This window comes from Vampirovibrio chlorellavorus, from assembly GCF_003149375.1.
In the GTDB taxonomy this organism is placed as follows: Bacteria; Cyanobacteriota; Vampirovibrionia; order Vampirovibrionales; family Vampirovibrionaceae; genus Vampirovibrio; species Vampirovibrio chlorellavorus_B.
Genome location: NZ_QFWH01000005.1, coordinates 203,049 through 220,985 on the forward strand (window position 1 = coordinate 203,049; position 17,937 = coordinate 220,985).

Genomic DNA, 17,937 nt, shown 5'->3' on the forward strand with positions numbered 1-17,937 from the left:
AAAAGGAAGGTCTGTCATGAGCGGTGGCTCCCGGTATGTGTACGGAAAAAATAGCGTTAAAGCCCTGCTGGATACCAGCCCGACCAAGGTGTTCAAAGTGTTTCTGGCGGAAGGGTTAAAGCCCGACAAGCGGGTGCAGGCCATTCAGGAGAGTGCCCGACAAGCCAAAATTCCGGTGCAGGTGGTACCCCGCCAAAAGCTGGATCAGATGCTGCGGGGACAGGAGGCCGCCTTGGCCGAAGCCAATCCTGACCTTCCTGAGAATCGGGAGGAGGGTGGCATCAGCCATCAGGGGGTCATGGCCTCGGTGGCTCCCAAAACCCTGTTGAACCTGCCTGCCCTGCTCCAGCTTTGTGAGGCCAGAAAGGCCACGGGCAAACACCCCCGCCTGTTGATGCTGGACGGGGTGACCGATCCTCGGAACTTTGGGGCCATTTTGCGGGTGGCTGATGCCGCTGGTATTGACGGGGTGATTATCCCCAAGCAGCACAGCGCCGGTTTTGGCCCGGCGGTTTCCAAAACGGCTTCCGGGGCGGAGGAAACCGTGGCCATCGCCGTGGTCTCCAATCTCAATCAGGGCATTCAACAGGTGAAGGACGCCGGTTTCTGGGTGGCCGGGGCGGCCAATGATACCGGGGCCGTGGATTATCACCGGCAGGATTACCAAATGCCCCTGTTGCTGATTATGGGCAGCGAGGGTAAAGGGCTGGCCTCGCTGGTTCGCAAGAACTGCGATTTTCTGGTCAAAATTCCCATGCACGGTACCGTGGATTCCCTGAACGTGGCTACGGCCACCGCCATTTTACTGTTTGAAATGGTGAAACCGCAGAAGAAAGCATAGGGTCGCCAACCCAGCTTAGGGTCACGTTTCCCGAATGGACGCTGGGACGTCCTGCGCTCGCTTTTCTTCAGGTATTTTGTGAACTTTTGTAACTATATTGAGCAATATCGAGCAATGGGATCAATTTTATATCCTTTGGATTTTTTATTCATTCATAAGGGATAAGTTTCAGATATCCCTCCCGGCATTTTAATCTCCAATTCTTGATTCCCCGATCCATTTGATTTTTTTCCTCATCACCGCTTTCACGCCAGTAAAATTCGCTCATCCATCGCTTTCGGCACTCACCCGTAGTTATTCAAGCTCAGTGAGTTTCATCATCAGAAGGGACACCGCATTATGTCGACTCTGTCTAGTTCGTTTACCCCGTTCACCAACCCGCGCGCCTTTGCCAGCACCACGGTGAATGCCGGTGTTCTGTCCGGCAATGTTTTCGATGGCCGGGGCAACGACTTTTTACATCCCCGCGATATTCTGGGCTCCGTCAATGATTTCTCCGGCAGTATTTCCGCTGGCGGCGGTAACGCTCCGTTTCTGCTACTGGGAAACAACCCCATCCCCAAAAACGCCAACCCGGTCAGTGTTTTAAACGGAACCACCGGACTGATCGGCAATATCTTCTCCGCCGGCTTCGGGAGCAATATCCTTACGCCTTCTCCCAGCCTGAACAAAGACCTGGCGGAGTTTAACCCCCTGATTTGGCAAAATCCCAACTCCCTGAACGTGCTGCTGGGGACCATGGACGCTTCCAACAAGATCTTTGGTGGCAGCGGCCTCTTTCAACCCAATCTGGTGCCGCCCTTGTATCCCTTTCTCACACCGGTGATTCCGCCCTTCCAGAATTTTGTGACCCCTGTGGCCTCGCAGGCCCAACTCTTCCCCAATACCTTCCTGAATGGCTCTCCGCTCTTGGAGCCAATCACTCAGCCTCCGGTGGGCAATTCCAGCAATATCACCCAGCTTGGTCTGGCTATCCTGCAAGTGCAGACGCAAATCAGCACCTTGCAAAAAGACATTGCCGATTTGCAAGCGTCGCGGGACCAAGTGTTGCGAACTGACCAGACGGGCAAGGAGGACAAAGCCCGGGTGCAGGGGCAGGCCGCCCAGTTGCAGGCCCAGATTACTGAAAAAACCGCTCAGTTGAAAAACGCCCAGCAGACACTTTCCCAATTGGCTTTCCTGCTCAGTCAGGCTCGGGTGACCCAGCCTCAGGAAAAACCGGTGGGTGTGATTCCCGGCGTATTCTCGGGCCCTCCCTTCGGGCTGGCCAGTGGCGCGCTGGTGTTCCCGCTTCAGCAGCAGGACAGTCTGATGAACCTGCTGGCAGAGCCCGAGACTCCCGTGGTGGATCGTGGCAATATTCTCAGCACCGTGATTAACGGCGTGGGCGTCAATCAGCTGGAATCACCCAACGGCGTTCCGGCCTGGATTGCCTGAACCGGGCAAGTACGCTCGTCTTCAAGTACCCCCTCCTTGATTGGATAGAGAGAAAGATTTGACCCCCACTGAATGATGATGATGAGATACAGGCGGTTTTGATAACCGCCTTTTTTTTGCGCTGGGTCGGTGCGCCTCCGCCTGACCGGAGGGAGCTAACCTTTAAACTCGCCCTGTTTCTTCTACAATAGCAGTATGATGACCCAGACTTTGACCGAACAATCCGACCTGTCACGTGCCATTCGGGAGCGGGCTTCCGCTGCGCTCGATAGGGCTGAGGATGACCAGCCCCTGACCGTTGCGCAGGCGTTGGCCTTGCTGGCCCTGCCGACGGTCGCCGATTGCGCCCGCTTGCGGTGGGTCGCCGATGGCCGCAAAACGCATCAGGTGGGTGAGGCCATTGCCTATGAGACGGGACAATCCCTGTTTTTGACCAGTATTTGCGAAATGGCCCCGGCGCTTTATCCGTATCCAGCCCGCTTGGGTAACGCTCACGAGGCTGTGATGTCCATTGATGCCATTGACGCCACCTTGCAAGCGGCGAAATCGAGTCAATCCCGGTGGTTGACCCTGAGCGGGGGCGGTTTTCATTCGGCCTTGGTTATTCCCGGATTAGAGGCCCCCACCGTGCTGAAAACCTATCTACGGGTGCTGAACCATATTCAGGATCAGGCTCCTTTCTGTCGGGTTCGGGGCTTTTCCCCGGAGGAGATCGCTTTTTTAGCGGTGGTGAGTGATCGTAGTGAGTCCTACATTCTGGACTGTCTTCAGGATCATGGGCTTGCGGTGCTGGAAGGCTTTGGGGCGGAAATTCTGGAAGACGCCCACCGGGTCCGGGTGGCGCCCAAGAAGCTGACGGTCAAACGGTGGCTGGAAATCGTGGCCTTGGCCCAGGGGCGGGGCCTACCGACCATTGCCCGGCTGGAAGCTGGCCCCCTGGAAAATTGGGAGCAACGGGTGGCGCATCTGGCGGTGCTGCGGGCCTTTCAGGACGCCCATCCGGGTGCTTTCCAACGGTTGGTCATTCAGCTTTGGCCCAAGCCCCCACATCAGCCGGTGCCCGGGGCGCAAGCCGGACTCACCACTGAGTTGGACGCCTTGAAGCTGGTTTCGGTGGCTCGTCTGCTGTTGGGGTCTCAAATCCCGCATATTCAGCTTGGCTGGATTCCGGAACGTCTGGCCATGTCTCAGCAAGCCTTTGAGTGGGGCGCCAGTCACGCAGGCAGTACCGATGATTTGGTCTACGCTAATTTTTTAAGGAATCTGCCGCAGAGTGCAGGCTGGACGGAGGCCGAATTGCAGGGGCTTATTCAGGAAGCGGGCCGGACTCCCGGCTTGATGCCCTGAACGCCCAGTCTGAAGCAGGTGATTTTAAAACAGGGGGGGCTGTATTGCCGAGGACTGTATCACGGAGGGGGGCTCAGGGCTGGCACGGAAGCCCGAAAACAGGTACACTGACAAAAATGATTGTGACAGGGGAGGCGGCCATGGCTGTTAAAAAAGGAGGCGGTTCCGGGGAGAAAACCGGTGAGCACCATCCAAAGGCGTCAGACAAGAAGGCCATAGATAAGAATACGAAAAGCAAGAATACGAAAAACAAGAATACGGCAGACAACAAAGCGACAGGCAAGAAGGGCACAGACAAGAAGGCTTCAGCCCCAAGACCGGTGACCGCCCGGGTCATTCCCGCCGAGAACGCTTTCGCCCGCAAAGCCGCCTCTCGGGCCACACCCGAAGCTCCCGAATTTCAGAGTGATTTGGCCCTGGACATCATGGAGGAGCTGTACCCGCTTCTGCTGGAAAACTGCACCGACGAGGATGATGAAATTGACACCCAGGCCGTGTTTGAAGTTTTGGCTGGCCTGATTGGTCTGTTTACCGCCGAGTACCACGAAAACTACGGCGCGCAAAAAGCCTCGGCGGCCTTTCAGGATCTGGTCTCTCTGGCTCTGGCCACTTACCAGCAACGTCTGGCGGATTCTGAAGCGTAAATGGCACAATGCGAAGGCGGTTCAGGGCGGAATGGCTGCTGAGAACGAGCCGCTAGGAAGGGACGCCCAAGGGTTCGCTCTGAAGGGGCTTTTATTTTAATGGTGTCTCACAAGGCATTCGAGAAAGCAGCAGAAAAGAAAGCCAGGCTGGGGGGCGTTTACGATTCGACCGTTGTATGATTGAGCCATTGGCTGTCGAATCAAGAGGCAAAAAGTCGATCATGAAGCGATTGGCGAAAGGCACCCTTGTCTTTAAAGACAAGGTCTTTAACCCGAACAAGGCGTTTTTTCAGCCTTTGTCCCAGGAACAACACCCGGTGGCCCTGATGTTTACCTGCTGTGACTCCCGGGTGGAGCCTGCCATTATTACCCAGTCGCCTCCCGGCACGCTGTTTATGGTTAAAAATCCGGGCAATCTGGTGCCTGAATATCAGGCGGGGGCCAGCACCAGCGAAGCCGCGGCCATAGAATTCGCCCTGACCGTGCTGGATGTTCATCACATTATTGTGTGTGGGCATACCGATTGCGCTGCCCTGAAGGCGCTCTTCAATCTGGAAGGAATGCCCGGGGAGTCCGCCATCCATCAGTGGCTGGCCCCCCACGCCAAAGTGCTGGATGCGCTGGAAGAGCGGCAGGATCTGGAGGCAGCGCTCAATGAGCTGATTCGTCGTAATATTATTCAACAGTTACAGAACCTGAGGAGTTACCCGGAAGTGGCCAGTCGTCTGGCGAAAGGGCAGCTCCACCTGTACGGCTGGAAATACCGTCTGGAAACGGGTGAAACCATGTTGATTGATCCTTTTTCCTGTAAGCCGGAGCCTCTGTCCACGATCATTGCCCAGCTTGAGGAAGAGGCTCGACCGGAAATGACCCTCGGTCAGATGGAAAAGCAAGTCCCATAGGCCCCGCCCCTGTATGAAATTTCCCGATGAAATTTATTGATCCGCAATTGCTTTATACGTTCGTCAAGCTGGCCTATGCCGGTCAGTTCACCAAGGCGGCCAATCAGGTGGGCCTCAGTCAGTCCGCGGTCAGTCAGCAAATCCAGAAGCTGGAAGCCTTGCTGGGTGTTGCGCTGATCGATCGCACCCGGAAAAACGTCAACCTGACTCCGCAGGGGCAAGCCTTTCTGGTCAAGGCGGAAAACCTGTTACTGCAGCACGAAAGTCTGATCAGTGAGTTCAACCAGAGCAATGTGGCGGGCCGTATCCGTTTCGGCTCCCCCGAAGATTTTGCCACCGCTTACTTGCCCAATATTCTGGCCCGATTCACCAATCTATACCCGCAGGTGCATCTGGAGGTGAATTGTGAGCTGACCCTGAAGCTGCTGGAGGCTTATGAACAAGGGGACTATGACCTGATTGTTTTTAAACAGGAGCCGTCACATCAGCTGGATCGGGCCGTTTCCCTGTGGGAAGAGCCACTGGTTTGGGTCAAGGGCAAGCGATACAATCTGGAACAGGCCCTGGAGGCTGGCAACGTTCGTCTGGTTCTGGCGCCGCAGCCTTGCGTATACCGTTCCCGGGCCATTGAAGCCCTGGAACGTCACAATATCGGTTGGGAGCAGGTCTACACCAGCCAAAGTATCGCCGGGAATATTGCCGCTGTCCGGGGTGGTTTGGGTGTGACCGTTTTACCCATCACCAGCGTTCCCCCGGAATTGTTACATTCTTCACACGCTCAGGATTTACTTCCACCGCTGGAGGCCACCCAGATCAAGTTACTGGCCATACCCCAGCCTTCGCAGGCTATTCAGGCTTTTCAGGATTTTATTCAGGACTCCCTGGCTGCCATAGATACCTTTCATTAGAATTTGTTATGAAAAATATAATAATCATTAATTTTACTTATTGATTGATTTGATTCATACTGTGGGTATTCGTTAATTACTTTTGAGGCCGGCTTAAATGGTTTTAAACCTGTTGTTAGTCGCTATTGTCGCCTTGTACGGAATCAGCGCCCTGGCTTTATACCTGATGAAATCCAAAGGCCCCTGTACGGAAGTGCGCCAGTGGAGTGAAATTTCCGCCTGGATGGCCCTGTTTCTTGGAATTTTATGGAGTTTTCAGTCGTTTACCACGGCTTCCCCCGTTTCAACGGGTTATTTTTTAAATGGGCCCCTTCAGGCCTTGCTGGTTCCCTACATTTTGTTAATGGGCTTATTGGTCAAGCGTTTTGCCTACCATTACCTGCAAACGGATGCCGATTATCCCTTATTTTTTCTGAAAATCAAGTTGCTGATCGCCTCCCTGCTGCTTTTTGTGTTGAGTAACCACGCCCTGATTACGGTGGGCTGCTGGATGTTTTCCGGCGTGATGATGTACTTCCTGATCGGCCACGTCAAAACGCCCGCTGCCATCAACTCGGCGCGCATGGCCCTCAACCGCTTTTTACTGGGCGATCTGTTTCTGGTCATCGGCGTCACGGGCCTGATTAACCTGAGTGATAGCCTGTTTCTCTCCGACTGGTACGGTCTGGCGGCACAGCCCAACAACTTGACCTTGTTGATCTCTTTGCTGTTTGTGAGTGTCGGGGCTTTCTCCAAAACGGCCATTATTCCTTTTCATAAATGGCTGGTTCACACGCTGGTGGCCCCTACCCCGGTTTCGGCCATTATGCACGCCGGGTTTGTGAACGCCGGGGCTGTTCTCTTTTCCAAGCTGGCGCCCTTGCTGGCTTCGCAGCCGGTGGTTCTGGCCTTTATTCTGTTTATGGGGCTGGTGTCCGCTCTTTACGGCAGTTCCGCCATGCTGGTCCAATCGGATGTCAAGCGTTATCTCGCGTTTTCCACGGTGGGCCAAATGGGCTTTATGATGATGGAGTGCGGATTGGGCGCTTTTCATCTGGCTATTTTCCACCTGGTGGTTCACGGTTTTTTCAAGGCTCGCCTCTTCCTGTCCGCGGGTAGTGTCATTGAGTACCGGCAGGCCATTCGGGACGTTAAAAGCGAGCAGGCTCAACGGAGCGGCACACAGGGAACCGTTTCCCAGCGCCTCAAAACCGCCGGGATTATCGCGGGTAGCGTTGCGGTGAGCTGGCTGTTCCTGCTGCAAATTGAAGCCTTGAGAAATCTGGTGACTCAACTGCCCTCGTTGTTGCTGAGCGTGCTGGTATTGTCTTCACTGTTTATCCAGACCACTATCATTAAAACCAAGGGCAGTGGTTTCAAAGGTCTGGGCGTTGCCACCCTGTTCAGTGTCTTGCTGGTGGTGGCCTACCTGATGTATGAGTGGTTGGCCATTGGTGCCCTCCCCGTTTTTCATCAGGTAACAGTTTCAGATCCGCCAATGATGCTGGCGCTGACCAACGTGGCCTTTCTGACGGCTGGTTTGTTGGCCTGGTTGGCCTCGTTAAACCTGTTGCCCATCCCCTCGTCTCTGAAAGAAAAGTGCTACGTGCTGCTGCTGAACGCCGCTGGTGGCAATCCACAGCGCAGCACCTTTTCGGCCCGTTTCTAGAACCAGTTTTCTGACTTCTTAAAGGAGCAATTCCCATGAGTCACTCGCAAGCATCCGCATCGTTGATGGCCCTGATTCAGAGCTACACCGCAAAGTACGGTAAACTGTGGCCCCTGCAAACGTTTAACGCCTGTAACCCATTGGCGGCCTCGGAGCATTTGCCCTTTCCGCAGGCCTTGAAGGAGGCGTCTCTGGATGGCGGATTCTCGGTCAGTCAGGCTCAGGACGTGTTTCGGCGGTTATTTCAAAAACAGGTCTTTTCCGTGGCCGACATCGAACGGGTTCTGGATGCGGCAGAGTCTGAAGGAGGGCTGGATGGCAGGCTCTGTTTGGGGAATCAGTCCATTCGTCATAAGCAGTTGCTGCGTGAGGAACTGTTTACCCTTCTCGCGGATCGGGAGGCCATCCCGTTAAGTGGGGCCAGTCGGGCGGAAATGATGGCGGCGCTGGCGGAAACTTTGCCAGCGGAGGCGCTGGAAAAGCCGGAGCCGCTTCCTCCCGTGAAGAGTCGCTGGATTCATGAGCAGGTCACCAAGTGGCTGGCCGCCTATCTGGATGAAGGTCAGGCCATTTGGATGATGCCCAATCAGAAGCTGCCCCTGCGAACCAGTTGGGCCAGACTGACCTTGCACGACAACAGCATGCCCGGCGCCGTGAAAAAATCACTGCGGGCCCGAGTCAAGCGGTTGATACTGGATGCCGAAGCGCCCGACTCAGGCATTGGCTGTCTGGAAAAACTATGCCAGGAGGTGGGTTTATCCGTTGAGGAACAAGAACGTTACATCCAGTTCCATTTAAAGCAGATGCCTGGCTGGGTGGGTTACATGCAGTACCGCCAGGCCCAGAATCCGGATTATCAGGACTTGCTGGTTGACTATTTGCTGATCTGTTTTCTCTATCATTGCGCTTGTGTCGAGGCTGACTGGCCCCGGGGCGCTTCGGAAGAGGCCACGGTTTCTGCGTCGGTTCAGCGTTATGCCGACCGCATCAGCGTTCTCAGTCGAACCGCGTCTGTTCAGGCGCACTTGCCCGCCGGGGGAAAGCAGGACTGGCGGGCGCTTGTCCCGGCGCTACTGGATTATTGTGAGACGGTAGATGCGTTTCAGGTCCTGACGCTGATGATGCGAACGCTGGAGTTCTCCCAGAACCGTGATTTACTGGCCAGCCTGACCCAGCAATTCAAACAGCCCAAGCAGACGGGTAATGCCGTGCGTATGCACCCGGATGCGCAAGCGGTCTTTTGTATTGATGTTCGTTCAGAGCCCTATCGAAAATTTCTGGAAAGTGCCGGAAACATTCAAACCTACGGCTTCGCCGGTTTTTTTGGCCTGCCCATTGAAAAAATCAGTTACGCCAGCAGCGAGGCTGTGCCCCTTTGCCCCATCCTGCTAGAGCCTCAGTACACGATTCCAGAATCCCCCTCGCCCTTTCTGGAGAAAAATCCCCTGGGCCAGTGGTTAAGACAGGGCATTCCCCTGCGGAACCAGTGGATTTACGCCCTGAAAAAAATCAAGCGGGACACCTTTGCCACTTTTTCCTACGTAGAAAGTTTTGGTTTGATTCATGCCGCCACATTGCTGAAGGATACCTTCTGGGCCACACCGCTGGGCAAGGTCCGGCAATCGGTCATTAGTACCTTGAGCCCCCTGCTGGGCCTGATGCCCAAGCTGGAGGTGCAAACCTGTTCGCATTCTCCGCTGACCGTGGGGATGGCCATTCCCGAGCAGGTGGAAATGGCCCGGGGAATCCTCAAACTGCTGGGACTGCGTCAACCGTTTGCGGAATTCGTCATTATTTGCGGACACAACGCCCGAAGCCGTAACAACCCCTATGCCTCCGCTCTGGACTGTGGTGCCTGCGGAGCCAACGGCGGCGGGTATAACGCGCTGGTCTTGTGCCAGATTCTCAATCATCCCGACGTGCGGGAGGCCCTGATTCTCTCGGGCTGGGCTATCCCGGAGCATACCCGCTTTATCGCCGCCGAGCATAACACCACCACGGACGAGGTTGCCTTCCTGAATGAGGACGTGATTCCAAGCCAGCAGCAGCAGCATTTTCTGGCGCTGAAAAAAGTGTTTGAACAGGCCACACGCCTGAACAGCATGAATCGGCAAACACGCTTCAGCACACCGGGTTTCCGACCGGATTCCAACAAGGCCCAGGAGTTGAGTTTTGACTGGTCACAAACACGGCCGGAGTGGGGCTTGTCCAGAAATCAGGCCTTTGTGATCTGCAATCGTGAATCCATTAAATCCCTGGATCTGGAGGGACGATGCTTCCTGCACTCCTACGACTGGCAAAGCGATGCTGACGCCAGTATCCTGACCACCATTATGACCGCCCCCATGGTGGTGGGCGCCTGGATTAACCTGCAATACAATTTTTCAACACTGAACCAGCATCGCTTTGGCAGTGGAAAAAAGTATCTGCACAACGTGGTGGGTCTGTTTGGGACCTACATTGGCAACGGCAGCGATTTGCAGTTGGGCTTGCCGTATGAATCCCTTTTTGACAATGACGGCACGCCCTATCATTATCCGCAGCGCCTGATGGTTTTCGTGGAGGCGCCTCTGGCCCGGGTTCAGGAGATTGTGGCCGCCCATGCGGCGGTTCGGAATCTGGTTGAGAATCAATGGATTCACCTGACGGTGTTTGACCCCGACAGCGGCAAGACCTTTCAGTGGATAGAAAATGACTGGACAGCCCTGGAGCCATTGCAATTTCAGGTTGCCTGAACCGTTTGGGGCATTTTGACTGAAACTGGCGTAGAATGGTTCAGTCAGGATGATTGGCTGTGAGCGACCCCAACGCAAATGGATCAAGCGCCACGGCGCATCACCCAAACTGCCCAAGCTCGACCGGGCTGGACTCAAACGGGATTGCCAGCGTCCGCTTTGGTGACTAAGCTGAAAGAAGATTCATGTCGTACCGAAAAATTTTGCTTGTTTGTACTGCCGGGCTGATGGCTTTGGGTGTGTTGCGGGGCGTCCCGGTTCAGGCTGAGGAATCCCCGTTGGCGCGGTCGGAATTTCCGATTTCGGTAATCAACCCATCCTCCACAAACAACAGCACGGGTAGTGGATTTCCCGGGTATCGGGCCTCCAATCAACTGATTCTGTATAGCCATGCCTACGGCAAGCCCCGCACGGAGACTAATGAATTTGGTTTTGAGGTCACCGTGATTAATGGCCGGGTGGTGGAGCAGGAAGGCTCGGACTCGCTGATTCCAAACGATCGGGGCTACGTGTTGAGTGGTCATGGTACCGCCAGACAGTGGCTGATTGAGCATGCCCCGCTGGGCGCCAGCATTCAGGTGGATACCGACAGACAGGTGATTATCAGTGATGTGACCCTGAAAACCTACGCCTATCAACTGGCCAAAAAGCTGGATGGTTTCAAGGATCTGGTGAGTTTACCACTGCGGGACGAATCCCAGTGGTTGATTCGCAATATCGAGCGGATGCCGCAGGACGTGGCCCTGACCCGGATACAAGAGACCATGAAGCGACTGGATGGCGAAGCCTGGCGGCATTACAATGTGTTTCCCGCCACGGCCATTCGGGGCGCCTGGCATCGCCCCGTGGAGCAATCCCCCAGTGCGGTGGGGGCCACGCTGGATCGTCTGGCCAAAGCCGGGATTAATACGGTTTTTCTGGAAACTTTTTTCCACGGCTACACGATTTTTCCGTCCAATACGTACAAGCTGTATGGCTTGAGTGATACCCAGAACCCCAAATTTTCCGGTTGGGACCCCCTGGCCGTGTGGGTAGAGGAGTGCCATCGGCGGGGGCTGAAGCTGCATGTCTGGTATCAGTCCTATTACGTGGGAACGGATTCCTTCCATGGCCCCGGCCCTATTTTGAAGCAATACCCGCAGTGGGCCAATGTCCAATACGCCAGCATGGCTCAGCCTCACCTGACGCCTTCCACGATTGAGAAAGGCGCTTATTTTGCCGATCAGGCCAACCCCGAGGCTGAGGCCTTTTTGCTCAAACTGATCGATGAAATTGTGACCCGCTACGACATTGATGGCCTGCAACTGGATTATATGGACTATCCATTGAGTCTGTCCCCGGATCGTACGAGTTTTCTGAGCAGTACCTGGGGGTACACGCCCACTGCCCGCCGCCTGTTTCAGGAGCGCACTGGCGTGGACCCGGCTACCTTGAACCCGCAGAATGTCGTGCTTTGGGGGCAGTGGTCCGCTTTCAAGGAAGAACAGGTGAATCGCTTCGTCAAACTGACCGCCCAGACGGTCCGACAGCGCAAGCCCGGCCTGCCGGTGTCGGCCACGGCCTTTGCCAAATTGCTGGAATCCAAGGTGAAAAAGCACGAGGATTGGCGCTTGTGGGCCGAGCAGGGCTGGATCGATTTTCTCGCGCCCATGTTGCTGACCAGTTCCGTGAAGGTGGTGGGTCAGGACACCGCTTTTGTGAAGGGGTACACCAGTGATAAGGTGCCCATTGTGTCCGGTATTTTTAGTCCGTTTAATGGCAGCGGCCCTGAAATCCTGATGGAGCAGATCAAGCAGGCACACGCCTCGGGCGCGCAGGGGTTTTCCATATTCGATACGGCCCACCTGACGGATGAGCATATTGCGGCATTGCGCAAGGCCCATGAACCTGCCAGTCACTAGAGACGACCCGAACAGTTTTAGATCGTCGTTGGCAGTATGGTTGCAACAATCTTGCCCGCACAGCGCAAGCAAGGCGCTGAGATGGAGCGATATCGGTGCGGCGCAATATCAACGCTGAGTATCGTGCCAACGCAGCCGCCGCTCGAACGGAAAGCCCCAACGGAGAAGCCCGGTCTGGGCGGATATTTCGGAACGCCTTATTGTCGGAACGTCTCGGGGCGTGATTGCTCGGGTCTGCTGGCAGGGGGCGGGTCTGTGCTTGTCAGAGATTATCATTTAGAGAGGGAAGATTTTTTTAAACTAAATGCAAGCAAGTGCTTGCATTTATACACGGGTGGGTTTAAAGTGAAAATACCTCATCAATCGGTGATGAAATGACTCGTTTCCACATCCAGCAAGATGCTCCGTGTCACTGGTATCCACCTGATTTTGCATCCTCACGTAACCCAAAGGGTGATTTATGTTAAATCCCTCCCGCATAGGGGCAAGGTCTGTTCAACAAGTTGCAAGTGTTGCTGGCGCCGTTTCGGCCTTGATCCTTTTATCTCCCTTATTCTTATCTTCCTTATTTCAGCCGGCGATGGCCGAGGTCAAGCAAGCGGGCGTCAAGGTCTATCAATCCTGGGGAGAGTTGGAAAATCCGGTTCTGGATCATTCGGGGAAGCATCAGTCCGCTCACACCTTCAGCAACCAGTTTCCGGATCGCTTGTGGTGGGAGAGCTTCCACGATCCGCAGCTGACGGTCTACATTCAGGCGGCCATTCAAAACAGTCCGTCCATTCAGATAGCCCTGCATCAACTGGAGTCTTCCCGGGCTTTGGTGCGCCAGGCAGTGGCCAAAGAACTGCCCAGCGTCAACCTGAGCCCCAGCGTCTACCGCTTGGGCCTGCCGAGCAATCTCACCCAGCAGTTGCCCTTGAGCCGCAACCAGTTTTTGTACAATTTACCACTGCAGCTTTCTTATGAAGTCGACTGGTTTGGTAAAAACTGGGATGGTGTGCAATCGGCAAAAAAAAGAACTGAAGCCGTTGAGCTACAGAGCAAGGCCGCTGTTACCGCCGTTCTGGGAGAGGTGAGCGGCGCCTATATCAACTTGCTGCGCACTGATGCACTGCTGGATCACCAGCAACAACAAGTGACCTTGCTAAAGCAAATCGCCACCCTGGAAACTTCTCGGTATGAAGCGGGACTGACCGATCAGAAAACTGTGCTGGATGCTGAGAGAGACGCGTTGGCGGCGGAAAATACGGTCAAGCGCCTGCAGTCTCAACAAGCGCTGTGGAGTCATCAACTGGCCATTTTCACGGGGTCACCCCCGGCGATGGCCCGGCAACTGGAGCGCCGAACCCTTACGCAAATGGAATTACCGTCGGAAACACCCGCTGGTATGCCCGCGGTACTGCTGAGCCGTCGACCCGATATTCTGGCGCAAGAGGCCTTGCTGGAAAGCGCCCGGATTGATGTCAAAGTGGCTCGCAAGGCCTTTTTGCCCACCCTGAATATAGGATCGCTGGTGGGCACGGCCGGTTTGCAATTCAGCAAGCTGTGGGACTGGTCCAATGTGTTTAATGTGCAGAATCTGTTGCTCAATCAACCGGTTTTTCGCGGCGGACAATTGAGCGCGGAGTTGAATTACAAAAAGGCCAAACAAAAAGAAGCGCTGGAAAATTATCGTCTGGCTGTATTGACGGGACTGAAGGAAGTAGAAGACAGTTTGAGCGCATTAAAAAGCCTGCAATCTCAACAGGATGCCACCCAGCGGCAAATGACAGTCACTGAGCAGAAATGGCTGCTGAATCAATCCCTGCTGCGACAGGGGCTGATTGCCAGGCTGGATGTTTTGAGAACCCAAAGTGAACTCAATCGGTATCAGCAAGCCTTATTGGCACAGAAAGCCGATGCCGCCATTGCCACCATCAGCCTATACAAGGCTTTGGGCGGTGGATTTTAAGGCCTGCCATCCACACCGCGATTTATAAGTATGAGGCTTCAATCATGTTGAATACGATTTCTCCTCCCGCCGTCAAAACCCCCAGAGCCTTTTCAGGCAAAGCGCTCGCCTCTGCTCAGGTCATTGGCCTTGTGGTGGCTGGTTTACTGGGGGTTGGCCTGCTGGGTTTGGTTTGGTACTGGCACAGCAGTCAGTACGAGCAAACCGATAACGCCAGCCTGCAAGGGCACATTCATCCGGTGGCGGCCCGGATTCCCGGCACCATCACGACGGTGCTGGTTGATGATGACATTCCCGTTCAAAAAGGACAGTTGTTGGCGATTATTGATGATCAGGATTATCAACTGGCCCTTGCTCAGGCTGAGCATGAATTCCTGAATGCCAAGGTCCGGGCTGAAACGGCTGGCAACGCTGTTGCGTTTTCCAAAAAGCAGAGTAGCGCTCAACTGACTCAGGCCTTGGGAGGGTTCAGCGCTTCACGGGCTGGTATTTCTCAGGTGGAAAAACAATTGGAAGAGGCTCAGGCTGCCGTGCAGCAATCCTACGCTCAACTACAGCAGCAAACCGTGTTACTCCATAAAGCCCAGAGTGATTTTCAGCGCTATCAGGGGGTCAACCCCGATGCGGTATCCGCTCAGCAACGCGACGCCATTGAAACGCAGCTGAAAAATGCGCAGGCCGCTGAGGCCGCCGCCGCATCGGCTTTGAAGCAATCCCAGGCCAGAGCGCAACAAATGCGCAGTATGCTCAATGGCAACTACGCCAAATTGACCCAGTCCAAAGGGGTGGTTCAGGGCGCCCAGGCCCAAGGCATGCAGGTGCGGGTATCGCAAGGGGAGTATGAAGCGGCGCTGGTGGCCGTGAAAATGGCAGAGGACAAAGTGCGTCAGGCCAGGTTGAATCTCTCCTACACCCGTATTGTGTCCCCTGTCACTGGACGCATTGGCAAGAAAACGGTGGAAGTGGGCCAGCGCATTCAGGCTGGAGAACCACTGATGGCTGTGGTTAGCCCTGAACTGTGGGTGGTGGCCAATTACAAGGAAACACAGCTTCGGAGCATGCGGCCCGGTCAGCCGGTGGAGGTCGAGGTGGACGCTTTTCCTCAACACCACTTTAAGGGGGTGGTCGCCAGTTTTTCTCCGGCCGCTGGCGCCGAATTCGCCTTGCTTCCGGCGGAGAATGCCACCGGAAATTTTACGAAAATCGTACAGCGGGTGCCGGTCAAAATTCTCTTGAGTGCCGATACCCTCAAGGGCTATGAGCAACTGTTGGTGCCAGGCATGTCAACGCTGGTCACCGTGAATGTAGGGTACAAGCCGGATCAGTCCGCCGCCAAAGGCGCAGGAGACAAAAAATGACGCCTCGAATGTCTGCCCAGTCCAGTGGTATGAGTACCCGAGATCGCCTCATGCAAGCGGCTTTGCAGGTGTTTTCCGAGCGAGGCGTTAAAGGGGCCACCACCCGGGAAATCGCCCAGGTGGCCGGTGTGAATGAAACCACTTTATTTCGTATTTTTCAGAGTAAAGAGTTGCTGCTGAAGGCGTTGGTGGAGTCAGCCGCGCAAAAGATTCGAGAGGCGCTGGAAAGCTCCAATATGGGCCATAACGATCTGCGTCAGGACCTGACTTACTACGCCACGGTTTATCAGGAGGTCCTGTATCAGCATGAACCCATGGTGCGCATGATGGTGGGGGAGGCCCATCGCCAGCCTGAAGCGGCCCACCAGATTGCCTGTGCCGCCTGGACGCCGGTGCGACATCATTTAATCAGCTATCTGGATCGTGCAAAAGAACTGGGGCAAGTACGCCCGGAGCTGGATTCCACGCAACTGGTAGAAATGCTGGTGAGTATGCTGATGGGGTTTATGCTGCGTCGTAAAGTGGTGCCCACCCACTTCACCCCGGATGATTACCTGCACACGGCGCTGTCAGTTTTTATTCAGGGGCTTTCTCCTTCCCAAGCCATTGGCCATGAAAAGGAGATGCGATGACCGCCGATGTAATGGCCATGACTCAGGATCAGCCCTCGGCCAGACCGGCCTGGTGGAAATGGGCAGTGGCCATTACGGCCTCTCTGGGAGCGTTGCTGGAGGTCATTGATACCAGCATCGTCAACGTGGCTCTGAGCGAAATGCAGGGTAATCTGGGGGCCACGCTTTCGGAAATCGGCTGGGTGGTAACCGGCTATGCCATCGCCAACGTGGTGATGATTCCCCTGAGTGCCTGGCTGGGCGATTATTTTGGGAAGAAAAACTATTTTATTTTCTGCCTAATCGGGTTTACGCTGGCCTCGGTGGCTTGCGGACTTTCCACCAGTTTGTCCATGCTCGTTGTGGCGCGTGTGATTCAGGGGTTGACGGGCGGGGGCTTGCTGGCCAAGGGGCAGTCCATTATCTTTGAAACTTTTTCGGCGCACGAGCAGGGTTTGGCGCAAGCCGTTTTTGGGTTGGGGGTCATGGTGGGGCCGGCACTGGGCCCAACTTTGGGAGGCTATTTAACCGACGCCCTGGGCTGGCGGTGGATTTTCTTTATCAATATACCCTTTGGCATTATCGCTGTGGTGGCGGCCTACATCTTCTTCGCCCCGGATCGTGTCAATAAAGAGATGAACCGACGGGTGGACTGGTGGGGCATTGGCCTACTGACTGTGGGCCTCGCCTGTTTTCAAACCTTGCTGGAAGAGGGGCAGCAGGATGACTGGTTTGCCTCGCCTTTTATTGTAACCATGGCGATTCTGAGTTTGGTGGGCATGGCCCTGTTCATCTGGCGGGAGTTGAGTATTGATTATCCGGCGGTCAATTTACGGGTGTTGCGGCACCGTTCCCTGATGGCGGGGAGTTTGTACTCCATGGTATTGGGGATGAGCTTGTATGGGGCGCTTTTTGCCCTGCCCATTTTTGCCCAGTCCATGCTGCACTACACCGCGGAACAAACCGGATTTTTGTTGCTCCCGGGAGCCTTGGCCTCGGCGGTGTTTATGATTTTAGGGGCCAAATTAACCACGTGGATCGATGCTCGGGTTTTGGTGGCCATTGGGTCCAGTATTTTGGCCGTGACCATGTTTGTCTTGTCTGGCATCAACCCGGATACCAATGAGCAAAGCCTCTACTGGCCATTGATTTGGCGTGGGGCAGGTACTGTCTTGATGTTTATGCCTCTGACGCTGGCCACGCTGGGGCCCATCCCAAAAGCGGATATTGCCGCCGCTTCCGGTTTTTTCAACTTAACCCGACAAATTGGCGGTAGTATCGGCATCGCTTTGCTGACCACCTTGCTGGCCCAGCGGGAAAATTTTCATCGGACCATATTAAGTGAACACATTAGCCTGTATGACGCGGCCACCCGTGCCCGCTTTGAGGGCATGGTTCAGTATCTGCATCAGCAAGGTAGCTCGATGGCCCAGGCCCAGCATCAGGCTTATGCCTTGCTGGATGGCATGCTGAACCAGCAGGCGGCTATTCTGTCTTTCGGCGATATTTTCTGGTTTATGGGCGTGGTGTTTCTGGTTTCCATGTGGTTGATTTTCTTTTTGGGAAAACCAAGTGCCAGTGCAGATAGCAGCCTTGGCGCTCATTAGAAAAATAAAATTCAGACGAGTATTTTTTTTCACAACACGCTTTTGGA

The 17,937-nt window shown here is 54.9% G+C and carries 13 protein-coding genes; all 13 read left to right on the plus strand.

Going from position 1 to position 17,937, the window contains the following annotated elements:
* Positions 1-16 precede the first annotated feature (16 nt).
* Positions 17-841 carry a 23S rRNA (guanosine(2251)-2'-O)-methyltransferase RlmB gene (gene rlmB / locus DF283_RS08415; RefSeq protein ID WP_303674319.1) on the plus strand — a complete coding sequence of 275 codons (825 nt, stop codon included), beginning with the start codon at positions 17-19 and terminating at the stop codon, positions 839-841.
* A 339-nt stretch (positions 842-1,180) separates the two neighbouring features.
* Positions 1,181-2,278, plus strand: a complete 1,098-nt coding sequence (locus DF283_RS08420) for a hypothetical protein (RefSeq protein WP_303674320.1) — start codon at positions 1,181-1,183, stop codon at positions 2,276-2,278.
* A gap of 195 nt (positions 2,279-2,473) precedes the next feature.
* Positions 2,474-3,625, plus strand: a complete 1,152-nt coding sequence (locus DF283_RS08425; protein WP_303674321.1) for a hypothetical protein — start codon at positions 2,474-2,476, stop codon at positions 3,623-3,625.
* A gap of 140 nt (positions 3,626-3,765) precedes the next feature.
* Complete coding sequence (locus tag DF283_RS08430; protein WP_303674322.1) at positions 3,766-4,269, plus strand: hypothetical protein; 504 nt, start codon at positions 3,766-3,768, stop codon at positions 4,267-4,269.
* A gap of 221 nt (positions 4,270-4,490) precedes the next feature.
* Positions 4,491-5,171, plus strand: coding sequence for a carbonic anhydrase (locus tag DF283_RS08435; RefSeq protein WP_303674323.1), 681 nt, complete (start codon positions 4,491-4,493; stop codon positions 5,169-5,171).
* Positions 5,172-5,197: 26 nt separating this feature from the next.
* Positions 5,198-6,079: a LysR family transcriptional regulator gene (locus tag DF283_RS08440; RefSeq protein WP_303674324.1), complete on the plus strand. Its 882-nt coding sequence runs from the start codon at positions 5,198-5,200 to the stop codon at positions 6,077-6,079.
* 97 nt (positions 6,080-6,176) lie between these two features.
* Positions 6,177-7,727 (plus strand): proton-conducting transporter transmembrane domain-containing protein, encoded by a 1,551-nt coding sequence (locus DF283_RS08445; protein WP_303674325.1) that lies wholly within the window; start codon positions 6,177-6,179, stop codon positions 7,725-7,727.
* 35 nt (positions 7,728-7,762) lie between these two features.
* On the plus strand, positions 7,763-10,462 hold the full coding sequence (locus DF283_RS08450) for a putative inorganic carbon transporter subunit DabA (RefSeq protein ID WP_303674326.1): 2,700 nt from the start codon (positions 7,763-7,765) through the stop codon (positions 10,460-10,462).
* Positions 10,463-10,647: 185 nt separating this feature from the next.
* A complete protein-coding gene (locus DF283_RS08455) occupies positions 10,648-12,363 on the plus strand; it encodes a glycoside hydrolase family 10-like protein (protein WP_303674327.1) in 1,716 nt (571 codons plus the stop codon).
* Between the two features lie 580 nt (positions 12,364-12,943).
* The gene (locus DF283_RS08460; protein ID WP_303674328.1) at positions 12,944-14,314 is read left to right on the plus strand and encodes an efflux transporter outer membrane subunit; all 1,371 of its coding nucleotides are present in this window, start codon (positions 12,944-12,946) and stop codon (positions 14,312-14,314) included.
* Positions 14,315-14,358: 44 nt separating this feature from the next.
* Positions 14,359-15,672: an HlyD family secretion protein gene (locus tag DF283_RS08465; RefSeq protein WP_303674329.1), complete on the plus strand. Its 1,314-nt coding sequence runs from the start codon at positions 14,359-14,361 to the stop codon at positions 15,670-15,672.
* On the plus strand, positions 15,669-16,304 hold the full coding sequence (locus DF283_RS08470; protein ID WP_303674330.1) for a TetR/AcrR family transcriptional regulator: 636 nt from the start codon (positions 15,669-15,671) through the stop codon (positions 16,302-16,304). The genes DF283_RS08465 and DF283_RS08470 overlap by 4 nt, the downstream gene beginning before the upstream one ends.
* Positions 16,301-17,890: a DHA2 family efflux MFS transporter permease subunit gene (locus DF283_RS08475; protein ID WP_303674331.1), complete on the plus strand. Its 1,590-nt coding sequence runs from the start codon at positions 16,301-16,303 to the stop codon at positions 17,888-17,890. The genes DF283_RS08470 and DF283_RS08475 overlap by 4 nt, the downstream gene beginning before the upstream one ends.
* Positions 17,891-17,937: the final 47 nt, after the last annotated feature.